This is a genomic window from Streptomyces finlayi, assembly GCF_014216315.1.
Lineage (GTDB): Bacteria > Actinomycetota > Actinomycetes > Streptomycetales > Streptomycetaceae > Streptomyces > Streptomyces finlayi_A.
The window spans coordinates 2,987,146-3,009,286 of sequence record NZ_CP045702.1 but is presented as its reverse complement, the minus strand read 5'-3'; the positions used below and the strand labels follow the sequence as shown (position 1 = coordinate 3,009,286).

The window sequence follows — 22,141 nt, the reverse complement described above, 5'->3', positions numbered from 1 at the left end:
CCCCGGCTGCTCTGATGGGTGGCCGTGACAGAAGCACGCAGTGCCGTCGAAGCCGTTTTCAGGATCGAATCGGCACGGATCATCGCCGCGACCGCCCGCATCGTGCGCGATGTGGGGATCGCCGAGGAAATCGCGCAGGACGCCCTGCTGGCCGCGCTGGAGCAGTGGCCGGAGTCGGGGGTCCCGGACCGGCCGGGCGCCTGGCTCATGGTCACCGCGAAGCGCCGGGCGATCGACCTCGTACGCCGCAAGGAGACCTACGCGCGCAAACTGGCTGAGGTCGGCCGGACCCTGGAGGACGTACCGCCCCCGGAACCCGCCGACCCCGACCGCATCGACGACGATCTCCTGCGGCTGATCTTCACCTCCTGCCATCCGGTGCTCTCCACGCAGGCCCGGATCGCGCTCACGCTGCGCCTCCTCGGCGGCCTCGGTACCGAGGAGATCGCCCGCGCGTTCCTGGCCACCGAGACGACCGTCGCGCAGCGCGTCGTGCGGGCGAAGCGGACACTGGGCCGGGCGGGTGTCCCCTTCGAGGTGCCGTACGGCCCGGACCGCGCCGCCCGCCTCGACTCCGTGCTCGAAGTGATCTACCTGATCTTCAACGAGGGGTACGCGGCGACCACGGGCGACGATCTGCTGCGTCCGGCCCTCTGCCAGGACGCGCTGCGGCTCGCCCGGGTACTGGCCGGCCTGATGGAGAAGGAGCCCGAGGTCCACGGGCTCGTCGCGCTGCTGGAGCTCCAGGCCTCGCGCGCCGCGGCCCGGACCGGCCCTGACGGTGCGCCGGTACTGCTCGCCGACCAGAACCGGTCGCGCTGGGACCGGCTGCTGATCCGGCGCGGCTTCGCGGCCCTGGCACGGGCGAACGAGGCGGGCGGGGCGGGGCCGTACGCCCTCCAGGCCGCGATCGCCGCCTGTCACGCCCACGCGGTGACGTACGAGGCCACGGACTGGACCGTGATCGCCACGCTGTACCGGCGCCTCGCGGCGCTCGTACCGTCTCCCGTGGTGGAGCTGAACCGGGCGGTCGCGGTGTCCATGGCCGAGGGGCCCGCGGCGGGCCTCGTCCTGGTGGACGCGCTGGCGGCCGGGCCCGAGCTCAAGGCGTACCACCTGCTGCCGAGCGTGCGGGGTGATCTGCTGGAGCGGCTCGGACGGGCGCAGGAGGCGCGGGCGGAGTTCGTACGGGCGGCGGAACTGACCCGTAACGAGCAGGAGAGGACGCTGCTGCTGGCGCGCGCCGACCGGGTGTCGCGATGAGTTCCGGGGGCGGGACGGGTCTACGTTCCTGAAAGGCTTTTCGACATCCCCGGCATGTCGCCGTTCCCGGATTTCCGGCGAGGAGAAGACCATGCAGAAGATCACCACGTTCCTGTGGTTCGACAACCAGGCGGAGGAGGCGGCGAACTTCTACGTCTCCGTCTTCGGCGGCGACTCGCGGATTCTGGACGTGACCCACTACGGACCGTCCGCCCCGGGAGAGCCGGAGGGGGTCATGACGGTGAGCTTCCGGCTCGCGGACCAGGAGTACATCGCCCTCAACGGCGGTCCGCAGTTCCCCTTCACGGAGGCCGTCTCGCTCTCCGTGGACTGTGCGGACCAGGCCGAGGTGGACCGGCTGTGGGAGGCGTTCACCGCGGAGGGTGAGGAGGGGCAGTGCGGCTGGCTCAAGGACAGGTACGGCCTGTCCTGGCAGATCGTCCCCAAGGGGCTGACCGAGGTGCTGTCCAGCCCGGACCCGGCCAAGGCGGAGCGGGCGATGAAGGCGATGCTCGGCATGCGGAAGCTGGACATCCAGGCGCTCCGGGACGCGTGAGGTCCGAGGCGGCCTGCGGCCGGGCATCCACGCGCGGTTCACGGCCCGTCAGCTCCGGGCACGGCCCGGGTCGGTAGTGTCTGGGGCATGTCACGCCGTTCGCCCCTGCCTCCGCCCCCGCCGCCCGTGGAGCTGCGCTCCTGGCCCGACCGGCAGGCCATGCTCGCCGACCGGGCGGTGGTGCTCGGCGAGCTGGTCAGAATCCACGTGGGCCACGCGGGGCTCGCCATGCTGTGGCTGTGGGGGATGCTGGCGGCCCTCGGCTGGTCGTTCGTGGGCGGGGCGATCGTCTCGTTCGAGGAGCCCAGCGATCCCTTCGCGGGGATGCTGGGCCTGGTCGGTCTCGTCCTCGGCGCCTGTCTGCTGGTGCCGCCGGTCACCTTCGTCGCCGTCGGGCTCGCCCGGGACCGGCAGGTCCGCCGGCTGCTCCTCCAGTGGGGCGCGCTGGACCGCGATCCGGCAGGTGACCCGAGGCTGCGGGTTCCCGGTGTCAGCCTCCTCTGGATGCTGACCTCCTTCGCGCTGTGCGCCCTCGGCCTGTACGTGTGCGTGGTCGTCCCGGCGGGCGCGGAGGCGGGCGAGGAGACGTACGGGGAGGTCTCCCTGTTCATGGGGCTCGGCCTCATCTGCTGGCTGACCGGCCTGATCGGTGTCGTCAAGGCGTTCGCGCACCGCCGCTGGGTGCTCAGGGTGCTCGTCGGGACGCACGCACGCGAGCCCGTCAGGGACGCTTCAGGGGCTGACCGACCAGCATCGTAGGCGCGTCCGCCACCCGGGTCAGGAACACGGTCGCCGCGCTGGGGCCCCGGAGTTTCATCTTGCGGCGCAGTTCCTCCGGCTCGACGGCGGAGCCGCGCTTCTTCACGGTCAGCACGCCGACCTCCCGCTCCCGCAGCAGGGCCTTGAGCTTCTTCATGTTGAAGGGCAGTTGATCGGTGATCTCGTACGCCGTCGTGTACGGGGAGTCGTACAGCTCGTCGCTCGTGACGTACGCGATCATCTCGTCGAACAGCCGGCCGTGGCACCGGTCCACGATGTCGGCCACCAGATGGGCGCGGATGACGGCGCCGTCGGGTTCGTACAGATAGCGGCCGACGGGTCCGACGGGCGGGGCGGGCAGCGGGGCCGCGGCCGTCAGGGTGGCGCCCGTCGGCAGCAGTGTCGAGCGGAACGAGCCGGGTGCGAAGCCGTCCCCGTACCAGAGCACCGCCTCCTTCACGTCGCCGTTGTCAGAGATCCACTCGGCCTCGGCCTGCGGTCCGATCGCCTCGTGCGGGACACCGGGGGCGATCTTCAGTGCGGCGCGGGGGGCCCTCAGCGCGGCCGCGGTCGCCCAGGACAGCGGGGGTGAGTACGCCTCCGGGTCGAAGATCCGGCCGCGCCCGCCGCGCCGGGCCGGGTCGACGAAGACCGCGTCGTACGGAGCGGTGTCGATCTCGGTGACATCGGCGCACCGCACCTCGATCAGCGCCTCCAGGCCGAGAGCCGCGGCGTTGGCGCGGGCGACCTCGGCGGTCAGCGGGTCACGGTCCACGGCCAGCACCGTGATGCCGGCGCGGGCGAGGGCGATCGCGTCGCCGCCGATCCCGCAGCAGAGATCCGCCACGCTCCGCACCCCGAGGCCCGCGAACCGCTGGGCCCGGTACGCGGCGACCGAGGTGCGGGTGGCCTGTTCCACGCCGTTGGGCGTGAAGAACATCCGGTGCGCGTCCTCGGCGCCGAACTTGGCCACCGCCCGCTGCCGCAGCCGGGCCTGCCCCAGGGCCGCCGACACCAGGTCGGCCGGGTGGCCGCGCCGCAGGCGGGTCGCGGTGGCCAGTTCCCGGGCGGGGTCGTGGTCGCGCAGTTCGGCCAGGAGCGCGGTGCCCTCGGGGGAGAGCAGGGCGTGGAAGCCGGCGAGGGGGTCGGGTCCGTCGGGCGTGGGGAGAGCGTTCACCCGGCCCATTGTGAGCCAGCCGGGGGACCGGGCGGGCCGGGCGGCGGTGTCGGGCGGAGGACCCGTGCGGGCACTGGCAGGATGCGGCGCCATGCAACTAGTACGACAAAAGGAAGAATCCGCCATGAAGCGGCACGGGCCGCGCCGCCTCGCCCGCGGTCCGGTCTGTACGACCTTGGTCACCCTTCTCGCCGCCGCTCTCGCCTCCGGGTGCGCGGCCGAAGGCACGGACAGCGCCACAGGGGGGAAGCGCCCTGCGCCGCCCGCCCCCGGTCAGGAGGGGCCGCCCCTGCTGAAGCCGCGTCAGGAGGGGCCGCCTCTGCTGAAGGCTGCCCCTCCTGACGCGCTCTCCGCGTACGCCGGGGAGGTGCGGCGGAAGCAGGCCGCACGGGTCGCGGCGGCCAGGAAACAGGTCGCGGCGGCCAAGAAGTGGCGGCTGGCGAAGGTCCCGCTGGCCGCCCCGGAACCACCGGCCGTCAAGCCGCGCATCACCACGCGCAAGGGTTTCGAGGTCACCGGCGGTGAGACGCTGCCGCCCGTCTTCACGACCGTGCCGACGAAGGAACGCATCGTCTTCCTGACGATGGACGACGGGGCGGAGAAGGACCCCGCGCTGCTGCGGATGATGACGGAACTGGACATCCCGTACAGCGCCTTCCTCAGCGACTACGTGGTGAAGGAGGACTACGGCTACTTCAGGAAGATGAAGGCCCGCGGCGTCACCCTCAGCAACCACACGCTGAACCACCGCTATATGCCCGGACTGTCGTACGCCGAGCAGAAGCGGGAGATCTGCGGCCAGCAGGACAGGATGGCGAAGGAGTTCGGGAAACGGCCCACGCTCTTCCGGCCGCCGTACGGCAACTACAACGGCGACACCCTGCGCATCGCCAAGTCCTGCGGCATCAAGGCCGTGCCGCTGTGGGCCTCCGAGGCGTTCCCGGACCACATGGAATGGCGCGAGTGGGACCGCGATCTGCACCCCGGCGACATCATCCTCACCCACTTCAGGGGGCCCGGGGACTGGAAGGGTTCCATGCCCGACATGATCCGGCGGGTGATGAAGACGGTCACGGACAAGGGGTACGCGGTCGCCAGGCTGGAGGACTACGTCTGAGCCGGGAGGCGGGTCACCGGTCACGGGAGGCGGGTCGCCGGTCAGTGGTTCCGTCCCGCGGATTTCGCCACGCGGGGGTGCTGAATTGGCACTCCGCTTGACCGAGTGCTAATCGCGGTCATAGTGTCAGTGCTGGCACTCCCCACTGGAGAGTGCCAGCACCACCGTGCGACAGGGCAGGTCCGGCACCCGCGACGACGGATCCACCTGGTCGCCACCCCACAGACTGTTAAACCCCGTGAGATCTCCGAAGGGGGAGACCGGATCGTGTCGACCACCAGCACCAAGGTTGCGATCAAGCCGCTCGAGGACCGCATTGTGGTCCAGCCGCTCGACGCCGAGCAGACCACGGCCTCCGGCCTGGTCATTCCCGACACCGCCAAGGAGAAGCCCCAGGAGGGCGTCGTCCTTGCCGTTGGCCCGGGCCGCTTCGAGAACGGCGAGCGCCTTCCGCTCGACGTCAAGACCGGCGATGTCGTTCTGTACAGCAAGTACGGCGGCACCGAGGTGAAGTACAACGGCGAGGAGTACCTCGTCCTCTCGGCTCGTGACGTGCTCGCGATCGTCGAGAAGTAATTCACCCACGTTTGTTTCTGTTCTGCGCCCCTGGCCCCCTGCGAAATAACTAGCCGGGCGGTCAGGGGCGCAGTTCGTTTTGAGAGGACAGGTAACAGCCCATGGCGAAGATTCTGAAGTTCGACGAGGACGCCCGTCGCGCCCTTGAGCGCGGCGTCAACAAGCTTGCCGACACGGTGAAGGTGACGATCGGCCCCAAGGGCCGCAACGTCGTCATCGACAAGAAGTTCGGCGCTCCCACCATCACCAACGACGGTGTCACCATCGCGCGCGAGGTCGAGCTCGACGACCCGTTCGAGAACCTCGGTGCCCAGCTGGTGAAGGAGGTGGCGACCAAGACCAACGACGTAGCGGGTGACGGCACCACCACCGCCACCGTCCTGGCCCAGGCGCTCGTCCGCGAGGGTCTGCGCAACGTCGCGGCGGGCGCCTCCCCGGCCGCCCTGAAGAAGGGCATCGACGCCGCGGTCAAGGCCGTGTCCGAGGAGCTCCTCGCGACCGCCCGCCCGATCGAGGACAAGTCCGACATCGCCGCCGTGGCCGCGCTCTCCGCGCAGGACACGCAGGTCGGCGAGCTCATCGCGGACGCGATGGACAAGGTCGGCAAGGACGGTGTCATCACCGTCGAGGAGTCCAACACCTTCGGTCTGGACCTCGAGTTCACCGAGGGCATGGCCTTCGACAAGGGCTACCTGTCCCCGTACATGGTGACCGACCAGGAGCGTATGGAGGCCGTCCTCGACGACCCGTACATCCTGATCCACCAGGGCAAGATCGGCTCCATCCAGGAGCTGCTCCCGCTCCTGGAGAAGGTCATCCAGGCCGGCGCCTCCAAGCCGCTCCTGATCATCGCCGAGGACGTCGAGGGCGAAGCCCTGTCGACCCTGGTCGTCAACAAGATCCGTGGCACCTTCAACGCCGTCGCGGTGAAGGCCCCGGGCTTCGGTGACCGCCGCAAGGCCATGCTCGGCGACATCGCCACCCTCACCGGTGCGACCGTCATCGCCGAAGAGGTCGGCCTCAAGCTCGACGGCGCCGGTCTCGACGTGCTGGGCACCGCCCGTCGCGTCACCGTCTCCAAGGACGACACGACCATCGTCGACGGCGGCGGCGACTCCGCCGACGTCAAGGGCCGCGTCAACCAGATCAAGGCCGAGATCGAGTCCACGGACTCCGACTGGGACCGCGAGAAGCTCCAGGAGCGCCTCGCGAAGCTGGCCGGTGGCGTGTGTGTGATCCGCGTCGGTGCTGCCACCGAGGTGGAGCTCAAGGAGAAGAAGCACCGTCTGGAGGACGCCATCTCCGCGACCCGCGCCGCGGTCGAGGAAGGCATCGTCTCCGGTGGTGGCTCCGCTCTGGTCCACGCCGTCAAGGTCCTCGAGGGCGACCTCGGCAAGACCGGCGACGAGGCCACCGGTGTCGCGGTCGTGCGCCGCGCCGCCGTCGAGCCGCTGCGCTGGATCGCCGAGAACGCCGGCCTGGAGGGTTACGTCATCACCTCCAAGGTCGCCGAGCTCGACAAGGGCCAGGGCTTCAACGCCGCGACCGGCGAGTACGGCGACCTGGTGAAGGCCGGCGTCATCGACCCGGTCAAGGTCACCCGCTCCGCCCTGGAGAACGCCGCGTCGATCGCGTCGCTGCTGCTCACGACCGAGACCCTGGTCGTCGAGAAGCCGGCGGACGACGAGGGCGACTCCGGTCACGGCGGCCACGGCCACTCCCACTAGTACGCGCCCGGCACACCACTGAGGTCCGGTACCCCCGTCGCGGGGGTACCGGACCTCAGTGCGTTCCGGGGTGGAGCGCCGGGGATCAGGCCGAGTGGTCCAGGACCGCCGCGGTCACGGGGTCCGCGAACGGACGGCCCTCGGCGAAGCGTTCCAGCTCGTCCAGCGCCTGGTCCGCCATGCGGTGCAGCTCGTTGCCCAGTGAGCCCGCGATATGCGGCGTGAGCAGGACGTTCGGCAGGTCGTACAACGGCGAGTCCGCCACGGGCAGTTCGGGCTCCGTCACATCCAGCACCGCGTGCAGCCGCCCGCTCACCAGCTCCGGGATCAGAGCGTCCTCGTCGACCAGCGAACCGCGCGCCGTGTTGACCAGCGTCGCCCCCGCAGGCATCAGCGCCAGCTGCTCCGCCCCGATGAGGTGACGGGTCTCGGGCAACTGGGGAGCGTGGACGGGCGGTGGCGGCAGGGACTGCTCCGGCAAGCGACCGCCGCCCGCCACCGCCCCGAACTGGGCGCCCGTGAAGGTCCGGCCCGCGGGGGCCGGGCTCGACCGGGCTACTGAGGGCCGTACTTGCGACCCGTCCTGGAGGTGACCCCTCCGAGCAGTCCGCGAGGCGCCACCTTCACCAGGCCCATCAGCGCCTTGTACCGGGCGTCCGGAACCGACACCGTCCGGCCGCGCGCCAGGTCGGCGAGCGCGCTCGTCACCAGCTTGTCCGCGTCGAGCCACATCCAGCCCGGGATGCTGTCCGTGCCCATCCCGGCCCGCTTGTGGAACTCCGTCCGCACGAACCCGGGGCACAGCGCCATCAGCCGTACGCCCGAACCGGACAGGTCCTTGGCCGCTCCCTGGGTGAACTGCACGACCCACGCCTTGGAGGCCCCGTACGTCCCGCGCGGCACGAACGCCGCCACGGACGCCACGTTGATCACTCCGCCGCGCCCCCGCTCCTTCATCCCGGCCGCGGCGGCGGACGTCAGCCGCAGCACCGCCTCGCAGTGCACCTTGAGCATCGTCAGCTCATCCGCCATGGAGACCTCCAGATAGCGCCCCTTGTTGCCGAATCCGGCGTTGTTGACCAGGAGGTCGACCGACTGGTGGCGGTCCCCGAGCCGGGCCTCGACCGCCGCGATCCCCTTGTCCTCGGAGAGGTCCGCGGTCAGGACCTCGGCCTCGATGCCGTGCCGGTCGTGCAGTTCGGTGGCCTGGACCCGCAGCCGCTCGGTGTCACGTGCCACCAGGACCAGGTTGTGTCCCTCGCCCGCGAGCCGCCGCGCGAAAGCGGCCCCGATTCCCGCCGTCGCGCCCGTAATCAGTGCTGTCGTCATAGGCGGCACGTTAGTGCCCGGCGTGCGAGGGCGGACGACCCGCCCGCTGTCCCTTGTCGGCCACCACGGACCGGCCCGTTCCGGGGGGCCGTCAGGGCATGGGGCTGACCCCCGACCGCCCCCTGAGCCGCCCCCGACGGGCCGACGGCCGTCAGACCCCGTGCTTCTCCATGTACGCCCGTGCGTCGCGCAGGGCTTCCGGGTGCAGCGCGTCCCCCGCGGCGAGCAGCTGGGACAGCAGGGTCCGCTCGGTCGTGAGGGCCCGGAACACCAGGGACACGGTGACGTCGTGGTCCGGCCGGTGCACGATCTCGACCGGGTCCCCGGCGCGTATCGCCCCCGGCTCGACGACCCGCAGATACGCTCCGGGTGCGGCCGCCTCGGTGAACCGCCTGACCCAGCCCTTCTCGCCGAGATGGCCCGCGAACGTACGGCAGGGAATGCGGCCCGTGGTGACCTCCAGGACGAGATCCGAGCCGATCCGCCAGCGTTCCCCGATCCTGGCCCCGCTCACCTCGATGCCCCGGGTCGTGAGGTTCTCGCCGAACGCGCCGTTGGCCACGTCCCGGTCCAGCACCGTCTCCCAGGCGTCGAGTTCCTCGCGCGCGAAGGCGTACACCGCCTGGTCCGTGCCCCCGTGATGTCGCAGATCGCACACCACGTCCCCCGCCAGACCGCTGCCGCCGGTTCCCTTGGGACCCGGATCCGAGACGTGCACGGGGCCGTCTGCCGGGTGCTTGCCGATCCCGGTGACGCCCCCGGGGCCATTGGTGTGCTCGGACGCCCTGGGGCGGCCCACATTCACGGTCAGTAGCTTCATGGCGTACACGCTAGCGAGTCGTCACCCAAAGTCGCAGGTCGATTATCCGCAACTTCTCCAAGAATCGCTTATGGTGGAGGGGTGATCGAAGCCCGCCATCTCCGAGTCCTGCGCGCCGTGTCGACAACCGGATCGTTCTCCGCAGCCGCGCGCGAACTGGGCTGCACCCAGCCCGCGGTCAGCCAGCAGATGAAGGCACTGGAGGCATCGGCGGGCACCACGCTGCTCATCCGTACGGGCCGTGAGATGAGACTGACCCAGGCGGGCGAGGCCCTCGTGCGCCATGCGTCCGGCATCCTCGCCGGCCTGACCGCAGCCGAGGAGGAGGTCGCCGCGATCGCCGGACTGCGTGCGGGCCGGGTCCGGCTCGTCTCGTTCCCCAGCGGCAGTTCCACCCTCGTCCCGGGCGCACTCGCGGCCCTGCGTGCCGCCCATCCGGGCACCCGGGTCTCGCTCGTCGAGGCGGAGCCGCCCCGCTCGGTCGACATGCTCCGGGACGGCGACTGCGACATCGCGCTGGCGTTCCGTTACGGGGCGTCCGGCGGCGAGTGGGACGACCTGGTCGTACGCCCCCTGCTGACCGACCGGCTGATCGGGCTGGTCCCCGAGGGGCACCGGCTGGCGGACGCGGAGGCGGTGGGCATCGAGGAACTCGCCGACGAGCCGTGGATCGCGGGCTGCCCGCGCTGCCGCCGCCAGCTCGTGGAGGTCTGCGAGGCGTCCGGCTTCACTCCCCGGATCGATTTCGCCACCGACGACTACCCGGCGGTGATCGGACTGGTGGGGGCCGGCCTCGGGGTGGCCGTCCTGCCGGAGCTGGCCATCGAGTCCGTACGCCCGAAGGGCGCCCGTACCGTCACGGTCGAACCGGCCATCGAACGCGAGATCGTCGCGCTGACCCTTCCGGACCTGGCCCAGGTTCCCGCGGTGGCGGCCACCCTGGACGAGCTGTCCCGGGCCGCCGAGCGCTGAGGCGGGCTCCGGGTCCGCCGGGGCTGCCCGCCTCGGCGGGTGCATGGGGGAAGCGATGAAGAAACGTTTCTCTGCCTGGGTGGAGGGTGTCGGTGTCAGGCGCGTCCCGGGCCGGCTCCGTCCGAGTGGGCCGCCGTGATCAGCCGGTTGCGTGCCCGGCCCATGAGCTCTTCGCGCTCGTCCTCGGTCAGGCCGCCCCACACTCCGTAGGGCTCGCGTACCGCCAGTGCGTGTGCCGCGCACTCGGCCCGTACCGGGCAGCGCATGCACACCTCTTTCGCCGAGGCCTCGCGGGCGCTCCGAGCCGCCCCGCGCTCACCCTCCGGGTGGAAGAAGAGTGAACTGTCGACCCCTCGGCAGGCGGCCAGCAGCTGCCAGTCCCACAGATCGGCATTGGGTCCGGGAAGGCGGGAGAAATCTGCCATTGCTTGTCCCCTCGAAACCGTGCTGAGTCGGAAACGGCATTCGACCGTTGTGGATCGTCGGTGACCGCAGTCCCGACCGTACATCTACGGTGTTAGTAGATGTAAATATGACTGATTGCGAATCTAGCCACAGACACCAGCAAAAGGGAAGAAAATCGGCTAAATGGTGCATGCCTTCGGGTGAAGTTTCGGTTGACGCCTGGATGATCTGCGCCGCTCTCCTCCGTATGCGACCCCTCACGTAGAGTGCCGAACTCGACGTTCCGACCCGTAACTCTTTCGAGTGACCATCGTTGAGAGTGCGGAGGCGGTTGACGAAGAACGAGCTCGGGCAGATGTCCGAGGGGGTCAACCGCACAGGTGACGACTTGTATCAGCCTGGAGGCTCAAGGTGACGCGCATCAGCTGCGGAGGACGGTCATGACATCCGTCCTCGTCTGCGACGACTCCCCACTTGCCCGAGAAGCGCTCCGCCGCGCGGTTGCCACCGTGCCCGGCGTCGAGCGTGTGACAACGGCGGCCAACGGCGAGGAAGTTCTCCGCCGGTGGGGGGCCGATCGTTCGGATCTGATTCTGATGGACGTACGCATGCCCGGTCTGGGGGGTGTGGAGACGGTCCGGCGGCTGCTCTCCGCCGACCCGGGTGCCCGGATCATCATGCTGACCGTCGCCGAGGACCTGGACGGTGTCGCGCTCGCGGTCGCCGCCGGTGCCCGCGGCTATCTGCACAAGGACGCCTCGCGCGCCGAACTGCGGGCCACGGTGACGCAGGCCCTGGCCGATCCGACCTGGCGGCTCGCCCCGCGCCGGCTCCGGTCCGCCGAGATGGGCGCCGCGCCGACGCTCACCGCGCGTGAGATCCAGGTGCTCGAAGGCATGAGCCACGGCCGCTCCAACGCGGAGATCGGGCGCGAGCTCTTCCTCTCGGAGGACACCGTGAAGACGCACGCGAGGCGCCTCTTCAAGAAGCTCGGTGCCTCGGACCGCGCACACGCCGTGGCGCTCGGCTTCCGGTGGGGCCTGGTCCGCTGACGCCGGGCCACGGCCGGTGGTCGAAGCCGCCCCCGTCCGCGCCACCGCGGGCGGGGTGACGGGGACGGTCGGCGGCGAGGCCGGTGTCAGGCCCCTCCGACCAGCGCTGTGTGACGCTTCCCGGCCGATGCCGCATCCTTGAGACGTGGAGTTCCTCGGGAACGATTCGGTCGAGCGGAAGGGGAGGGCGCAGGACATGACACCCGGCGCACCCGCTCATAACGCTTCGGTGCACAACTCAGGACGCGGTGCCGCGGATCCGGCAGCGTCAAGGCACCATGGTTCGATGCGCGACGACGAGACAACGGTGATCGGTGCTCTGGTGCACCGTGCCGTCGACGGCGACGCGCAGGCCACCCACGATCTGCTGGCCCATGTCCATCCCCTCGCGCTGCGCTACTGCAGGTCCCGGCTGAACCGGCTGCCCGGTGATGCCCGTCACTTCGTGGAGGACCTGGCGCAGGAGGTCTGTGTCGCGGTGCTGATGGCGCTGCCGCGGTACAAGGACACCGGCAGGCCCTTCGAAGCCTTCGTCTTCGCCATCGCGGGCCACAAGGTCGCCGACCTCCAGCGTGCCGCGATGCGGCACCCCGGATCGACGGCCGTGCCCTCCGACGAGATGCCGGAGCGGCCCGACGACTCACTCGGCCCGGAAGAACGGGCCCTGCTCAGCAGCGACGCCGCCTGGGCCAAGAAGCTCCTGGCCAATCTGCCGGAGAACCAGCGCGAGCTGCTGGTCCTGCGGGTCGCCGTCGGGCTGACGGCCGAGGAGACCGGGCAGATGCTGGGGATGTCCCCGGGTGCTGTCCGTGTCGCCCAGCACCGGGCGCTGAGCAGGCTGCGCGCACTCGCCGGACAGTAGACGCGTCCCGCTCGCGGTCACGTAGGAACGCACAGAACCGCTTACCGATCTTGATCGTGGGATGAGACGCCCCGGAAGCCCGTTAGCATGGACATCCGCACCGATCAAGGCCATTTGGGGAAGGTGTCATGACTGCAAACGTCGACGGAGTGCCCGAGAAGTTCGCGACGCTCGGGCTGACATACGACGACGTGCTGCTGCTGCCGGGCGCGTCCGACATGGCGCCCGATCAGATCGACACTTCCTCGTACATCTCGAAGAACGTCCGCGTGAACATCCCGCTGCTCTCCGCGGCGATGGACAAGGTCACCGAGGCGCGCATGGCCATCGCCATGGCGCGTCAGGGCGGCGCGGGCGTGCTGCACCGCAATCTCTCCATCGCCGACCAGGCCAACCAGGTCGACCTGGTGAAGCGCTCCGAGTCCGGCATGGTCACCGACCCCATCACGGTGCACCCGGACGCGACGCTGCAGGAGGCCAACGACCTCTGCGGCAAGTTCCGCATCAGCGGTGTCCCGGTCACCGACGCGGCGGGCAAGCTCCTCGGCATCGTCACCAACCGTGACATGGCCTTCGAGCCGGACCGCACGCGGCAGGTGCGCGAGGTCATGACGCCCATGCCGCTGGTCACGGGCAAGGTCGGGATCTCCGGCGTGGACGCCATGGAGCTGCTGCGCCGCCACAAGATCGAGAAGCTTCCGCTGGTCGACGACCGCGGGCTCCTCAAGGGCCTCATCACGGTCAAGGACTTCGTCAAGGCCGAGAAGTACCCGAACGCCGCCAAGGACAAGGAAGGCCGGCTGCTGGTCGGCGCCGCCGTCGGTGTCGCGGGCGACGCCTACGAGCGGGCCCAGGCACTCGTCGAGGCCGGCGTCGACTTCATCGTCGTCGACACCGCCCACGGCCACTCCCGGCTCGTCGGCGACATGGTCGCCAAGATCAAGTCGAACGCCTCGGTCGACGTCATCGGCGGCAACATCGCCACCCGTGACGGCGCCCAGGCCCTGATCGACGCGGGCGTCGACGGCATCAAGGTCGGTGTCGGCCCCGGTTCCATCTGCACCACCCGGGTGGTCGCGGGCATCGGCGTCCCGCAGGTCACCGCGATCTACGAGGCGTCCCTCGCCGCCAAGGCGGCCGGTGTCCCGGTGATCGGTGACGGCGGTCTCCAGTACTCCGGCGACATCGCCAAGGCACTCGTCGCCGGCGCCGACACCGTGATGCTCGGTTCGCTGCTCGCGGGCTGCGAGGAGTCGCCGGGGGAGCTGCTCTTCATCAACGGCAAGCAGTTCAAGTCGTACCGCGGCATGGGTTCGCTCGCCGCGATGCAGACCCGGGGCGAGCGCAAGTCGTTCTCGAAGGACCGTTACTTCCAGGAGGGCGTCGCCTCCGACGAGAAGCTGGTCCCCGAGGGCATCGAGGGTCAGGTGCCGTACCGGGGTCCGCTCTCGGCGGTCGTCCACCAGCTCACCGGCGGTCTGCGCCAGTCGATGTTCTACGTCGGCGGCCGGACGGTGCCGGAGCTCCAGAACAACGGCCGTTTCGTACGGATCACGTCGGCGGGCCTCAAGGAGAGCCATCCGCACGACATCCAGATGACCGTCGAGGCGCCGAACTACAGCAGGAAGTAGCCGCACCGTCGCCCGAGGGGCGGCCCCGGGAGGTTCCCGGGGCCGCCCCTCCGACGTGTGTCGGGGATACTGGCATGGCAGACGTAGAGGGAAAGGCCACACCATCGTGACTGAGATCGAGATCGGGCGCGGCAAGCGCGGCCGCCGGGCGTACGCATTCGACGACATCGCCGTCGTACCGAGCCGTCGTACGCGGGACCCGAAGGAGGTCTCGATCGCCTGGCAGATCGATGCCTACCGGTTCGAGCTGCCGTTCCTGGCCGCCCCCATGGACTCCGTGGTGTCCCCGCAGCACGCCATCAGGATCGGCGAGCTCGGCGGCCTGGGCGTCCTCAACCTGGAAGGGCTGTGGACCCGGCACGCCGACCCGCAGCCGCTCCTCGACGAGATCGCGGAGATGCCCGTCGAGTCGGCGACCCGCCGGCTCCAGGAGATCTACTCCGCTCCCATCCAGGAGGAGCTGATCGGGCAGCGCCTCAAGGAGGTGCGAGACTCCGGTGTCGTCACCGCCGCCGCGCTCTCCCCGCAGCGCACCGCCCAGTTCTCCAAGGCGGTCGTCGACGCGGGTGTCGACATCTTCGTCATCCGCGGTACGACGGTCTCCGCCGAGCACGTCTCGGGCGCGGCCGAACCGCTGAACCTGAAGCAGTTCATCTACGAGCTGGACGTCCCGGTGATCGTCGGCGGCTGCGCCACGTACACCGCTGCGCTCCACCTGATGCGCACCGGCGCGGCCGGTGTCCTCGTCGGCTTCGGCGGCGGCGCGGCGCACACCACGCGCAACGTCTTCGGCATCCAGGTCCCGATGGCGACCGCGGTCGCCGATGTGGCCGGGGCCCGTCGCGACTACATGGACGAGTCGGGCGGCCGGTACGTGCACGTGATCGCTGACGGTGGCGTCGGCTGGTCCGGCGACATCCCGAAGGCCGTCGCCTGCGGCGCGGACGCCGTGATGATGGGCTCCCCGCTGGCCCGTGCGACGGACGCGCCCGGCCGTGGCCGCCACTGGGGCATGGAGGCCGTCCACGAGGACGTGCCGCGCGGCAAGCTGGTGGACCTGGGCTCCGTCGGGACGACGGAGGAGGTCCTCATGGGCCCCTCGCACACCCCTGACGGCTCGATGAACATCTTCGGCGCCCTGCGCCGCGCGATGGCCACCACGGGCTACAGCGACCTCAAGGAGTTCCAGCGCGTCGAGGTGACGGTGGCGGACTCGCAGCACCGCCGCTGATCCCGCTCCGGACATCCGGACAGGACGGGAGGGCCCGGACCACAGCTGTACAGCCGTGGTCCGGGCCCTCCCGTCCTGCGTTCCGCGCGGCGACTAGTCGGCCTTGCGGGCGCCACCGAACGCGGCGATCGGACCGAGGGCGAGGAAGAGGTACGTCATGAAGTCGGCCTCTTCCTTCCAGATCTTGGTCACGTCACCGAAGTGGTCGAAGAAGACCTCGCTGAACGACAGGCCGGAGGCGTCGGACAGGATCATCGACATGCCGACGAGCTGGCCGAGGTAGACGGCGCCGATGGCGAAGACGGCGCTGGCGCCGATGACGACCGGGCTGCTGCCGCCGACCTTGGCGGCCGCGAAGCCGATCAGGAAGCCGACGCCGACCGCCGCGTAGCCGACCTCGCGCTCGATGGAGCCGGCGAGGACGCCGTACAGGACGGCCGCGACGATGGCGGTGCCGACCGCCGTCAGGATGCCGAGGCCGAGGTTGTTCCGGGCCGGCGGAGCCGGGGCGAACGGGGCGCCGCCGCCGAACTGGCCGGGCTGCTGCTCGCCCGCGAAGGGGTTGCCGGTCGGCGCGCCGGGCGGAGTCTGCTGCGCGCCGTACGGGTTGCCGGTCGGCGCGGACGGGGCCGGCTGCTGGGCGGCGTACGGGTTGCCCTCGGACGGCTGGCCGCCGTAGGGCTGCTGCGGCTGGTTCGGCGGCACGGGCTGGCTCATGGTGGATGTCCCCCTGGGACGGAAGCGTACGACTGTGCGAGAAGTGAAGCCGCAGGCTAGCAGTCCGCTCGGACAACGCCCACCGAAATCCCTTGCGGGAATTGGGCGGACGGTGGCTTCAGAGCCGGTGCGCGGCTCCCGCCGGGGTCGCTCCCCGGGTGTCCAGGAGGAGTTGGGCCTTCACCGCGAGGCCCTGGAGGTCGTACGTGCGGTGGTGCTGGAGAAGCACCGTCAGATCGGCGGCGGCGGCGGCCTCGTAGAGCGAGTCGGCGCGGGGGACGGGCAGTTCGCGTACGCGCCAGTCCAGCACGTGCGGGTCGTGGTAGCCGACCTGTGCGCCCATGTCCATCAGCCGGCCCGCGATCTCCCGGGCGGGGGACGCCTCCTGGTCGGCGAGATCCGGCTTGTACGTGACTCCGAGGAGCAGCACGCGGGCGCCCCGGGCGGACTTGCCGTGTTCGTTGAGGAGGGTGGCGCAGCGCTGGATCACGTACTGGGGCATCCGGTCGTTGATCTCCTGGGCGAGCGAGACCATGCGCAACGGGTGGCCCGGAGTGCGGCTGCTGTACGGGAGGCAGCCGGGGTCCACCGGGGTGCCGTGTCCGCCGACCCCGGGGCCGGGGCGGAAGGGCTGGAAACCGAAGGGCTTCGTCTCGGCGCACCTGATGACGTCCCAGAAGTCGACACCGAGGTCGTGGCAGAGCACGGCCATCTCGTTGACCAGAGCGATGTTGACGTGCCGGAAGTTGGTCTCCAGGACCTTGGTCATCTCGGCCTCGCGCGGCCCGCGGGCCCGGACGACCTTGTCGGTGAGCCGGCCGTAGAACGCGGCGGCCGACTCGGTGCATGCCGGGGTGAGGCCGCCGATCACCTTCGGGGTGTTGGAGTAGAGGTGGGTGCGGCTGCCCGGGTCGAGACGGCTGGGGGAGTAGGCGAGGTGGAAGTCGCGTCCGGCGCGCAGCCCCGAGCCCTCTTCCAGGAGGGGCCGCAGGAAGTTCTCCGTGGTGCCGGGGGGTACGGCGGACTCGAGCAGCACGGTGGTGTGCGGGCGCAGCCGGGCGGCCAGCGCTCGGGCCGCTTCGCCGAGGGCGCCGAGGTCCAGGGTGCGGTCCGCGCCGAGAGGGGTGGGGGCGCAGATGACGGCGGTACGGACCCGGCCCAGTTCGGCCGGGTTGGTGGTGGGGCGGAATCCTCCGGAGAGCATCCGGCGGATGTCCGGGGCGCTGAGTGAGCCCTCGACGGGGCTGCGGCCCGCGGAGAGTTCGGTGAAGGGCCGGGGATCGGTGTCGTAGCCGACGGTCTGGATGCCCGCTGCCGCGGCGGCTTGGGCGAGGGGCAGGCCGAGATGACCGAGTCCGATGACAGCGAGGTCTGCGGGCATGTGGAGGGTCGTCCTTCCCTAGGGCCTGTCCGGCGGATCATGGCCGGGGTCTGTCCGGTGGATCAGGGGCGGACGCGACGCGCCCGAAGACCATGAGGCCGGAAAGCGCAACTGCTGGGGACAGCGCAATGTCAGACTAAGCGTAAATATGACCTATATGTCGCATTGTGTGACGCCAGTCGCCGGGTGTTGTCCACAGGCGGTGGCTGAAGTCGCGGTCCGCGGACAGAATCGAGTCGTGGGCACAGTCGGCCGGCATCGCGCCGACCCGCAGCACGTGCCGGACACCCGATCTACCGGGAGGCAGCAGTGAGGACAGCGACACTGGGACCCGCCGAGCGTGCCGAGGCGCTCGCCGCGATGGCCGAGCGCGAGTTGGACGTGCTGGTCGTGGGGGCGGGCGTGGTCGGCGCCGGGACCGCACTGGACGCGGCCACCAGGGGACTCTCGACGGGACTGGTCGAAGCGCGCGACTGGGCGTCCGGCACGTCGAGCAGGTCGAGCAAGCTGGTCCACGGCGGTCTGCGCTATCTGGAGATGCTCGACTTCGCGCTGGTGCGGGAGGCGCTCAAGGAACGCGGGCTGCTGCTGGAACGGCTGGCGCCGCATCTGGTGAAGCCGGTGCCGTTCCTCTACCCCCTGCGGCACAAGGGCTGGGAGCGGCTGTACGCGGGCTCGGGCGTCGCTCTCTACGACGCGATGTCCGTGTCCTCGGGACACGGCCGCGGGCTGCCCACCCACCGCCATCTCTCCCGCCGCCAGGCTCTGCGGGTCGCTCCCGCACTGAAGAAGGACGCCCTGGTCGGGGCGCTGCAGTACTACGACGCCCAGATGGACGACGCCCGCTACGTGGCCACGCTGGTGCGCACCGCAGCCATCTACGGCGCACACGTGGCGAACCGGGCGCGGGTCATCGGATTCCTCCGTGAGGGGGAACGGGTCGTGGGCGCCCGGGTGGAGGACGTCGAGGCCGGCGGCGTCTACGAGGTCAGGGCCAAACAGGTGGTGAACGCGACCGGGGTGTGGACGGACGACACCCAGGCGCTGATCGGCGAGCGCGGACAGTTCCACGTCCGCGCCTCCAAGGGCATCCATCTGGTCGTACCGAAGGACCGCATCCACTCCTCGACCGGGCTGATCCTGCGGACCGAGAAGTCCGTGCTGTTCGTCATCCCCTGGGGCCGGCACTGGATCGTCGGCACGACGGACACCGAATGGGACCTGGACAAGACGCACCCGGCCGCGTCCAGCGCCGATATCGACTATCTGCTGGAGCATGTGAACTCGGTACTGGCCACGCCCCTGACCAGGGACGACGTACAGGGCGTCTACGCGGGTCTGCGGCCTTTGCTGGCAGGGGAGTCGGACGCCACGAGCAAGCTGTCGCGCGAGCACACGGTGGCGCACCCCCTGCCCGGTCTCGTCGTCGTCGCGGGCGGCAAGTACACGACGTACCGGGTGATGGCGAAGGACGCGGTGGACGAGGCGGTGCACGGGCTCGACCAGCGGGTGGCGGCCTGTGTCACCGAGGACATTCCGCTGCTGGGCGCCGAGGGGTACCGGGCCCTGTGGAACGCGCGGGCCAGGATCGCGGCCCGGACCGGTCTGCATGTGGCCAGGCTGGAGCATCTCCTCAACCGCTACGGCTCGCTGACCGACGAACTCCTCGATCTGATCGCGGCCGATCCGTCCCTGGGCGAACCACTGCCGGCCGCTGACGACTACCTGCGCGCGGAGATCGTCTACGCCGCCTCGCACGAAGGGGCCCGCCACCTGGACGACGTACTGACCCGGCGCACCCGCATCTCCATCGAGACCTTCGACCGGGGCACCCGCAGCGCACGGCTCTGTGCCGAGCTGATGGCGCCGGTGCTGGGCTGGGACAGCGGCCGGATCGACCGGGAGGTCGAGCACTACGAGAAGAGGGTGGAGGCGGAACGGGAGTCCCAGCGCCAGCCGGACGACCAGACGGCCGACGCGGCCCGGCTGGGGGCGCCGGACATCGTGCCGATCTAGGTCCTGTCTGGAGTTCCCCCGCGGCGTCGCGGCGTCCGGCACCGCCGCCTCCGGCGTTGTCGTCAGTCGCGAGGGCTCCGCCATCGCTCCCTCCTCCGCCTTGGATTCGACGGCACCGGACGCCGCTCCTTCTCCCGCGCTGGAACTCCAGACAGGACCTAGCGGGTCAGCGTTGTCTCGCCGGGCCCGGGTTGGCGTCCCGGCCGGACGGGCGGGACGCCCGATGCGTAGAAGTCGTGTGACGGGTAGGTGCTGTTGCGGGCCCACGGCGCCGCTGCGGGCCGCCGTTCCGGACGGTGAGCCGGGGGAGGCGGGAGGCTACGGGACCCAGGTGTGATTCGCTGGGCACGCTCACCGGCCGGACCCGGCACCGGGACCGGTCCCGGGGTGAGAGACAATGAACGCTCTGCCAGGGCGGGTTGATCGCAGAGGGGACGCATGTCGGAGGCGGAGCAGGCACGGGAGCCCCAACGGGACAAGGAAGACCGTCTTCTCGCGGGGCGCTACCGCCTCGGGGAGGTGCTCGGCCGGGGCGGAATGGGCACGGTCTGGCGCGCCGTCGACGAGACGCTGGGCCGCACGGTGGCGGTCAAGGAACTGCGTTTCCCCTCGGCCATCGACGAGGACGAGAAGCGTCGGCTGATCACGCGCACCCTGCGTGAGGCGAAGGCGATCGCCAGGATCCGTAACAACGGCGCGGTGACGGTCTACGACGTCGTCGAGGAGGACGACCGGCCGTGGATCGTCATGGAACTCATCGAGGGCAAGTCCCTCGCCGAGGCGATCCGTGAGGACGGGACGCTGACGCCGAAGCGCGCGGCCGAGGTGGGCCTCGCCATCCTCGACGTGCTGCGCCAGGCGCACCGCGAGGGCATTCTGCACCGCGACGTGAAGCCGTCGAACGTGTTGATCTCCGAGGACGGCCGCGTCGTACTGACCGACTTCGGCATCGCCCAGGTCGAGGGCGACCCGTCCGTCACCTCGACGGGCATGCTCGTCGGCGCGCCCTCGTACATCTCGCCGGAGCGCGCCCGGGGGCACAAGCCGGGACCGCCCGCCGACCTGTGGTCGCTCGGTGGACTGCTGTACGCGAGCGTCGAGGGCTGCCCGCCCTACGACAAGGGGTCGGCGATCGCCACCCTGACCGCGGTCATGACCGAACCGCTCGACCCGCCCAGGAACGCGGGGCCGCTGGAGGAGGTCATCTACGGCCTGCTGGTCAGGGACCCCGAGCAGCGGCTCGACGACGCCGGAGCGCGCGCTCTGCTCAACGACGTGATCAACACGCCCGAGCAGCCCGTTCCCCCGCCCGCCGACGACACGCAGATCATGGCGCTGCCCACGGACGCCGAGGTCGCGGCGGCGGCCGCCGGGGCGCCGCCGAAGCGGGCGCCCAAGGTCCAGGCGAGATCAGTCCCGAAGCCTGCCGGCAAGTCCGCGCCGGTCACGGCCGGAGCGTCCGGGGGCTCCGGCGACGGCACCCGGGAGCGGCTGCGCGGCGCACTGCGCTCCGTGCGCAACGCCAAGGCGGGACCCGCGGCGGCCACCGCGACGGCTTCGGCCGCCGGCGTGCCTCCGCAGCGTCCCGCGGGTTCACCCACCACCCGGAACCGGGCCTCGCTCACCGACGTGGTGCCGCGCCGCACGCTGGCCGTCATCGCGGGCATCGTCGTACTCGCCGTCGTCGGCACGGTCCTCGCGTTCAGCCTCGGCGGCGACGAGGACCCGCAGGGCGGCGGCTCCGCCGGGGGTGACCCGTCCGCGTCGGCGGGAGCCGCCGGGGGCGGCACCGACGCCTCGGGCAAGGGCACGGACGAGAGCGGGAAGAACGGTGAGGAGAAGGGCACGGACAAGCCGTCCGACAAGCCCTCCGACAAGCCCTCCGACAAGCCATCCAAGGACCCGGAGACCGACAAGCCGGACCCCGCCGACGCGCTGCCCGCCGGGTACGAGCGGGTCACCGACAAGCGGTTCCACTTCGTCATGGCGATGCCCGAGGACTTCACGCCCTACAAGATCGCGGGCCGCAACTCCGGTCAGATATACGCCGTCGACGGCGGCTTCCCCCGCGTCCAGGTCGACTACAACGGTTCGCCCGGGGACGACGCCGCCGCCGCGTGGGCGGGAGCGGTCGCGGGTACCAAGGCCCTCAGCGACGGCTACAGGCACCTCGGCATCGAAACGGTCGAGTACAACGGCTATCCCACGGTCGCCGACTGGAAGTTCGAGCGGAACCAGGAGGGGCAGCGCATCCGGATACTGAACCGGGGCTTCAAGGCCGACGCCACGCACGGCTACTCGATCATGATCAGCTGCAAGGCGGGCGAATGGAACGGCAAGCAGTGCCGCACCCTCCGCGAGACGGCGTTCGCCACCTTCCGGCCGACCGACTGACGGAGCCGCGGAACGGCCGGGTTGCGGTGACCCGGCCGCGCGGCGGCGACTTGACACGTATCGTGAGAGGCCGAGGACCGTAGGCAGCCGGAACGACGGGTCAATTGCACGGCAAGTGACCATGATTGACGGCTTCATGCACACTCGGTGACCGGG

General features: G+C 70.6%; 19 protein-coding genes and 1 pseudogene. 13 read left to right on the top strand and 7 right to left on the bottom strand.

The annotated features are described in order from the left end of the window. Positions 1-24 precede the first annotated feature (24 nt). The 3 genes from F0344_RS13660 (at position 25) to F0344_RS13650 (ending at position 2,578) form a co-directional block, all read left to right on the top strand. Positions 25-1,263 carry an RNA polymerase sigma factor gene (locus F0344_RS13660; RefSeq protein ID WP_258049937.1) on the top strand — a complete coding sequence of 413 codons (1,239 nt, stop codon included), beginning with the start codon at positions 25-27 and terminating at the stop codon, positions 1,261-1,263. Between the two features lie 91 nt (positions 1,264-1,354). Continuing rightward, complete coding sequence (locus tag F0344_RS13655) at positions 1,355-1,819, top strand: VOC family protein (protein WP_185299057.1); 465 nt, start codon at positions 1,355-1,357, stop codon at positions 1,817-1,819. An 87-nt stretch (positions 1,820-1,906) separates the two neighbouring features. Continuing rightward, positions 1,907-2,578: a hypothetical protein gene (locus F0344_RS13650; RefSeq protein ID WP_185299056.1), complete on the top strand. Its 672-nt coding sequence runs from the start codon at positions 1,907-1,909 to the stop codon at positions 2,576-2,578. On the opposite strand, the gene F0344_RS13645 is transcribed toward F0344_RS13650, so the two are convergent. Further along, positions 2,541-3,764, bottom strand: coding sequence for a THUMP-like domain-containing protein (locus F0344_RS13645; protein ID WP_185302671.1), 1,224 nt, complete (start codon positions 3,762-3,764; stop codon positions 2,541-2,543). The genes F0344_RS13650 and F0344_RS13645 overlap by 38 nt on opposite strands. Before the next feature lie 115 nt (positions 3,765-3,879). Between F0344_RS13645 and F0344_RS13640 the strand changes: the two genes are divergently transcribed. From F0344_RS13640 to groL, 3 genes are all read left to right on the top strand, one after another. Next, positions 3,880-4,872 carry a polysaccharide deacetylase family protein gene (locus F0344_RS13640; protein ID WP_374940088.1) on the top strand — a complete coding sequence of 331 codons (993 nt, stop codon included), beginning with the start codon at positions 3,880-3,882 and terminating at the stop codon, positions 4,870-4,872. A gap of 267 nt (positions 4,873-5,139) precedes the next feature. Next, on the top strand, positions 5,140-5,448 hold the full coding sequence (gene groES / locus F0344_RS13635) for a co-chaperone GroES (protein WP_185299054.1): 309 nt from the start codon (positions 5,140-5,142) through the stop codon (positions 5,446-5,448). 101 nt (positions 5,449-5,549) lie between these two features. Further along, entirely contained in the window at positions 5,550-7,175 is a 1,626-nt protein-coding gene (gene groL, locus F0344_RS13630) for a chaperonin GroEL (RefSeq protein ID WP_185299053.1), read from the top strand. An 85-nt stretch (positions 7,176-7,260) separates the two neighbouring features. Here groL and F0344_RS13625 read toward each other — a convergent pair. The 3 genes and pseudogenes from F0344_RS13625 to F0344_RS13615 all read right to left on the bottom strand — a co-directional run. Further along, a pseudogene (locus tag F0344_RS13625) lies at positions 7,261-7,626 on the bottom strand (NAD(P)-dependent oxidoreductase); the annotation flags it as partial. A 104-nt stretch (positions 7,627-7,730) separates the two neighbouring features. Continuing rightward, positions 7,731-8,504: an SDR family NAD(P)-dependent oxidoreductase gene (locus F0344_RS13620; protein WP_185299052.1), complete on the bottom strand. Its 774-nt coding sequence runs from the start codon at positions 8,502-8,504 to the stop codon at positions 7,731-7,733. A gap of 151 nt (positions 8,505-8,655) precedes the next feature. Then, a complete protein-coding gene (locus F0344_RS13615) occupies positions 8,656-9,324 on the bottom strand; it encodes an MOSC domain-containing protein (protein ID WP_185299051.1) in 669 nt (222 codons plus the stop codon). A gap of 81 nt (positions 9,325-9,405) precedes the next feature. Here F0344_RS13615 and F0344_RS13610 point away from each other — a divergent pair, with 81 nt between their 5' ends. Then, positions 9,406-10,296 (top strand): LysR family transcriptional regulator, encoded by an 891-nt coding sequence (locus F0344_RS13610; protein ID WP_185299050.1) that lies wholly within the window; start codon positions 9,406-9,408, stop codon positions 10,294-10,296. A 95-nt stretch (positions 10,297-10,391) separates the two neighbouring features. Here F0344_RS13610 and F0344_RS13605 read toward each other — a convergent pair whose 3' ends face one another. Further along, complete coding sequence (locus F0344_RS13605) at positions 10,392-10,721, bottom strand: WhiB family transcriptional regulator (RefSeq protein WP_185299049.1); 330 nt, start codon at positions 10,719-10,721, stop codon at positions 10,392-10,394. Between the two features lie 420 nt (positions 10,722-11,141). Here F0344_RS13605 and F0344_RS13600 point away from each other — a divergent pair, with 420 nt between their 5' ends. From F0344_RS13600 to F0344_RS13585, 4 genes are all read left to right on the top strand, one after another. Beyond that, on the top strand, positions 11,142-11,753 hold the full coding sequence (locus F0344_RS13600) for a response regulator transcription factor (RefSeq protein WP_003948568.1): 612 nt from the start codon (positions 11,142-11,144) through the stop codon (positions 11,751-11,753). A 286-nt stretch (positions 11,754-12,039) separates the two neighbouring features. Then, on the top strand, positions 12,040-12,615 hold the full coding sequence (locus F0344_RS13595) for a sigma-70 family RNA polymerase sigma factor (RefSeq protein ID WP_056796454.1): 576 nt from the start codon (positions 12,040-12,042) through the stop codon (positions 12,613-12,615). Positions 12,616-12,743: 128 nt separating this feature from the next. Beyond that, positions 12,744-14,246, top strand: coding sequence for an IMP dehydrogenase (guaB, locus tag F0344_RS13590; RefSeq protein ID WP_185299048.1), 1,503 nt, complete (start codon positions 12,744-12,746; stop codon positions 14,244-14,246). Positions 14,247-14,352: 106 nt separating this feature from the next. After that, the gene (locus F0344_RS13585) at positions 14,353-15,477 is read left to right on the top strand and encodes a GuaB3 family IMP dehydrogenase-related protein (protein WP_185299047.1); all 1,125 of its coding nucleotides are present in this window, start codon (positions 14,353-14,355) and stop codon (positions 15,475-15,477) included. Between the two features lie 93 nt (positions 15,478-15,570). Here the strand turns inward: F0344_RS13585 and F0344_RS13580 are convergent, their stop codons facing one another. Next, positions 15,571-16,194, bottom strand: a complete 624-nt coding sequence (locus F0344_RS13580; RefSeq protein WP_185299046.1) for a hypothetical protein — start codon at positions 16,192-16,194, stop codon at positions 15,571-15,573. Between the two features lie 118 nt (positions 16,195-16,312). Beyond that, positions 16,313-17,575 carry a nucleotide sugar dehydrogenase gene (locus F0344_RS13575; RefSeq protein WP_185299045.1) on the bottom strand — a complete coding sequence of 421 codons (1,263 nt, stop codon included), beginning with the start codon at positions 17,573-17,575 and terminating at the stop codon, positions 16,313-16,315. 309 nt (positions 17,576-17,884) lie between these two features. Here F0344_RS13575 and F0344_RS13570 point away from each other — a divergent pair, with 309 nt between their 5' ends. After that, entirely contained in the window at positions 17,885-19,591 is a 1,707-nt protein-coding gene (locus F0344_RS13570) for a glycerol-3-phosphate dehydrogenase/oxidase (RefSeq protein WP_185299044.1), read from the top strand. Positions 19,592-20,029: 438 nt separating this feature from the next. Next, complete coding sequence (locus F0344_RS13565) at positions 20,030-21,985, top strand: serine/threonine-protein kinase (RefSeq protein WP_185299043.1); 1,956 nt, start codon at positions 20,030-20,032, stop codon at positions 21,983-21,985. The last annotated feature ends 156 nt before the right edge of the window (positions 21,986-22,141 follow it).

Coding starts and splice junctions, on each gene's coding strand:
- F0344_RS13565 (WP_185299043.1), top strand. CDS start 20,030: ATGTCGGAGGCGGAGCAGGCACGGGAGCCCCAACGGGACAAGGAAGAC.
- guaB (WP_185299048.1), top strand. CDS start 12,744: ATGACTGCAAACGTCGACGGAGTGCCCGAGAAGTTCGCGACGCTCGGG.
- F0344_RS13655 (WP_185299057.1), top strand. CDS start 1,355: ATGCAGAAGATCACCACGTTCCTGTGGTTCGACAACCAGGCGGAGGAG.
- F0344_RS13640 (WP_374940088.1), top strand. CDS start 3,880: ATGAAGCGGCACGGGCCGCGCCGCCTCGCCCGCGGTCCGGTCTGTACG.
- F0344_RS13580 (WP_185299046.1), bottom strand. CDS start 16,194: ATGAGCCAGCCCGTGCCGCCGAACCAGCCGCAGCAGCCCTACGGCGGC.
- F0344_RS13620 (WP_185299052.1), bottom strand. CDS start 8,504: ATGACGACAGCACTGATTACGGGCGCGACGGCGGGAATCGGGGCCGCT.
- F0344_RS13645 (WP_185302671.1), bottom strand. CDS start 3,764: ATGGGCCGGGTGAACGCTCTCCCCACGCCCGACGGACCCGACCCCCTC.
- F0344_RS13605 (WP_185299049.1), bottom strand. CDS start 10,721: ATGGCAGATTTCTCCCGCCTTCCCGGACCCAATGCCGATCTGTGGGAC.
- F0344_RS13615 (WP_185299051.1), bottom strand. CDS start 9,324: ATGAAGCTACTGACCGTGAATGTGGGCCGCCCCAGGGCGTCCGAGCAC.
- F0344_RS13650 (WP_185299056.1), top strand. CDS start 1,907: ATGTCACGCCGTTCGCCCCTGCCTCCGCCCCCGCCGCCCGTGGAGCTG.
- F0344_RS13595 (WP_056796454.1), top strand. CDS start 12,040: ATGCGCGACGACGAGACAACGGTGATCGGTGCTCTGGTGCACCGTGCC.
- groL (WP_185299053.1), top strand. CDS start 5,550: ATGGCGAAGATTCTGAAGTTCGACGAGGACGCCCGTCGCGCCCTTGAG.
- F0344_RS13600 (WP_003948568.1), top strand. CDS start 11,142: ATGACATCCGTCCTCGTCTGCGACGACTCCCCACTTGCCCGAGAAGCG.
- F0344_RS13575 (WP_185299045.1), bottom strand. CDS start 17,575: ATGCCCGCAGACCTCGCTGTCATCGGACTCGGTCATCTCGGCCTGCCC.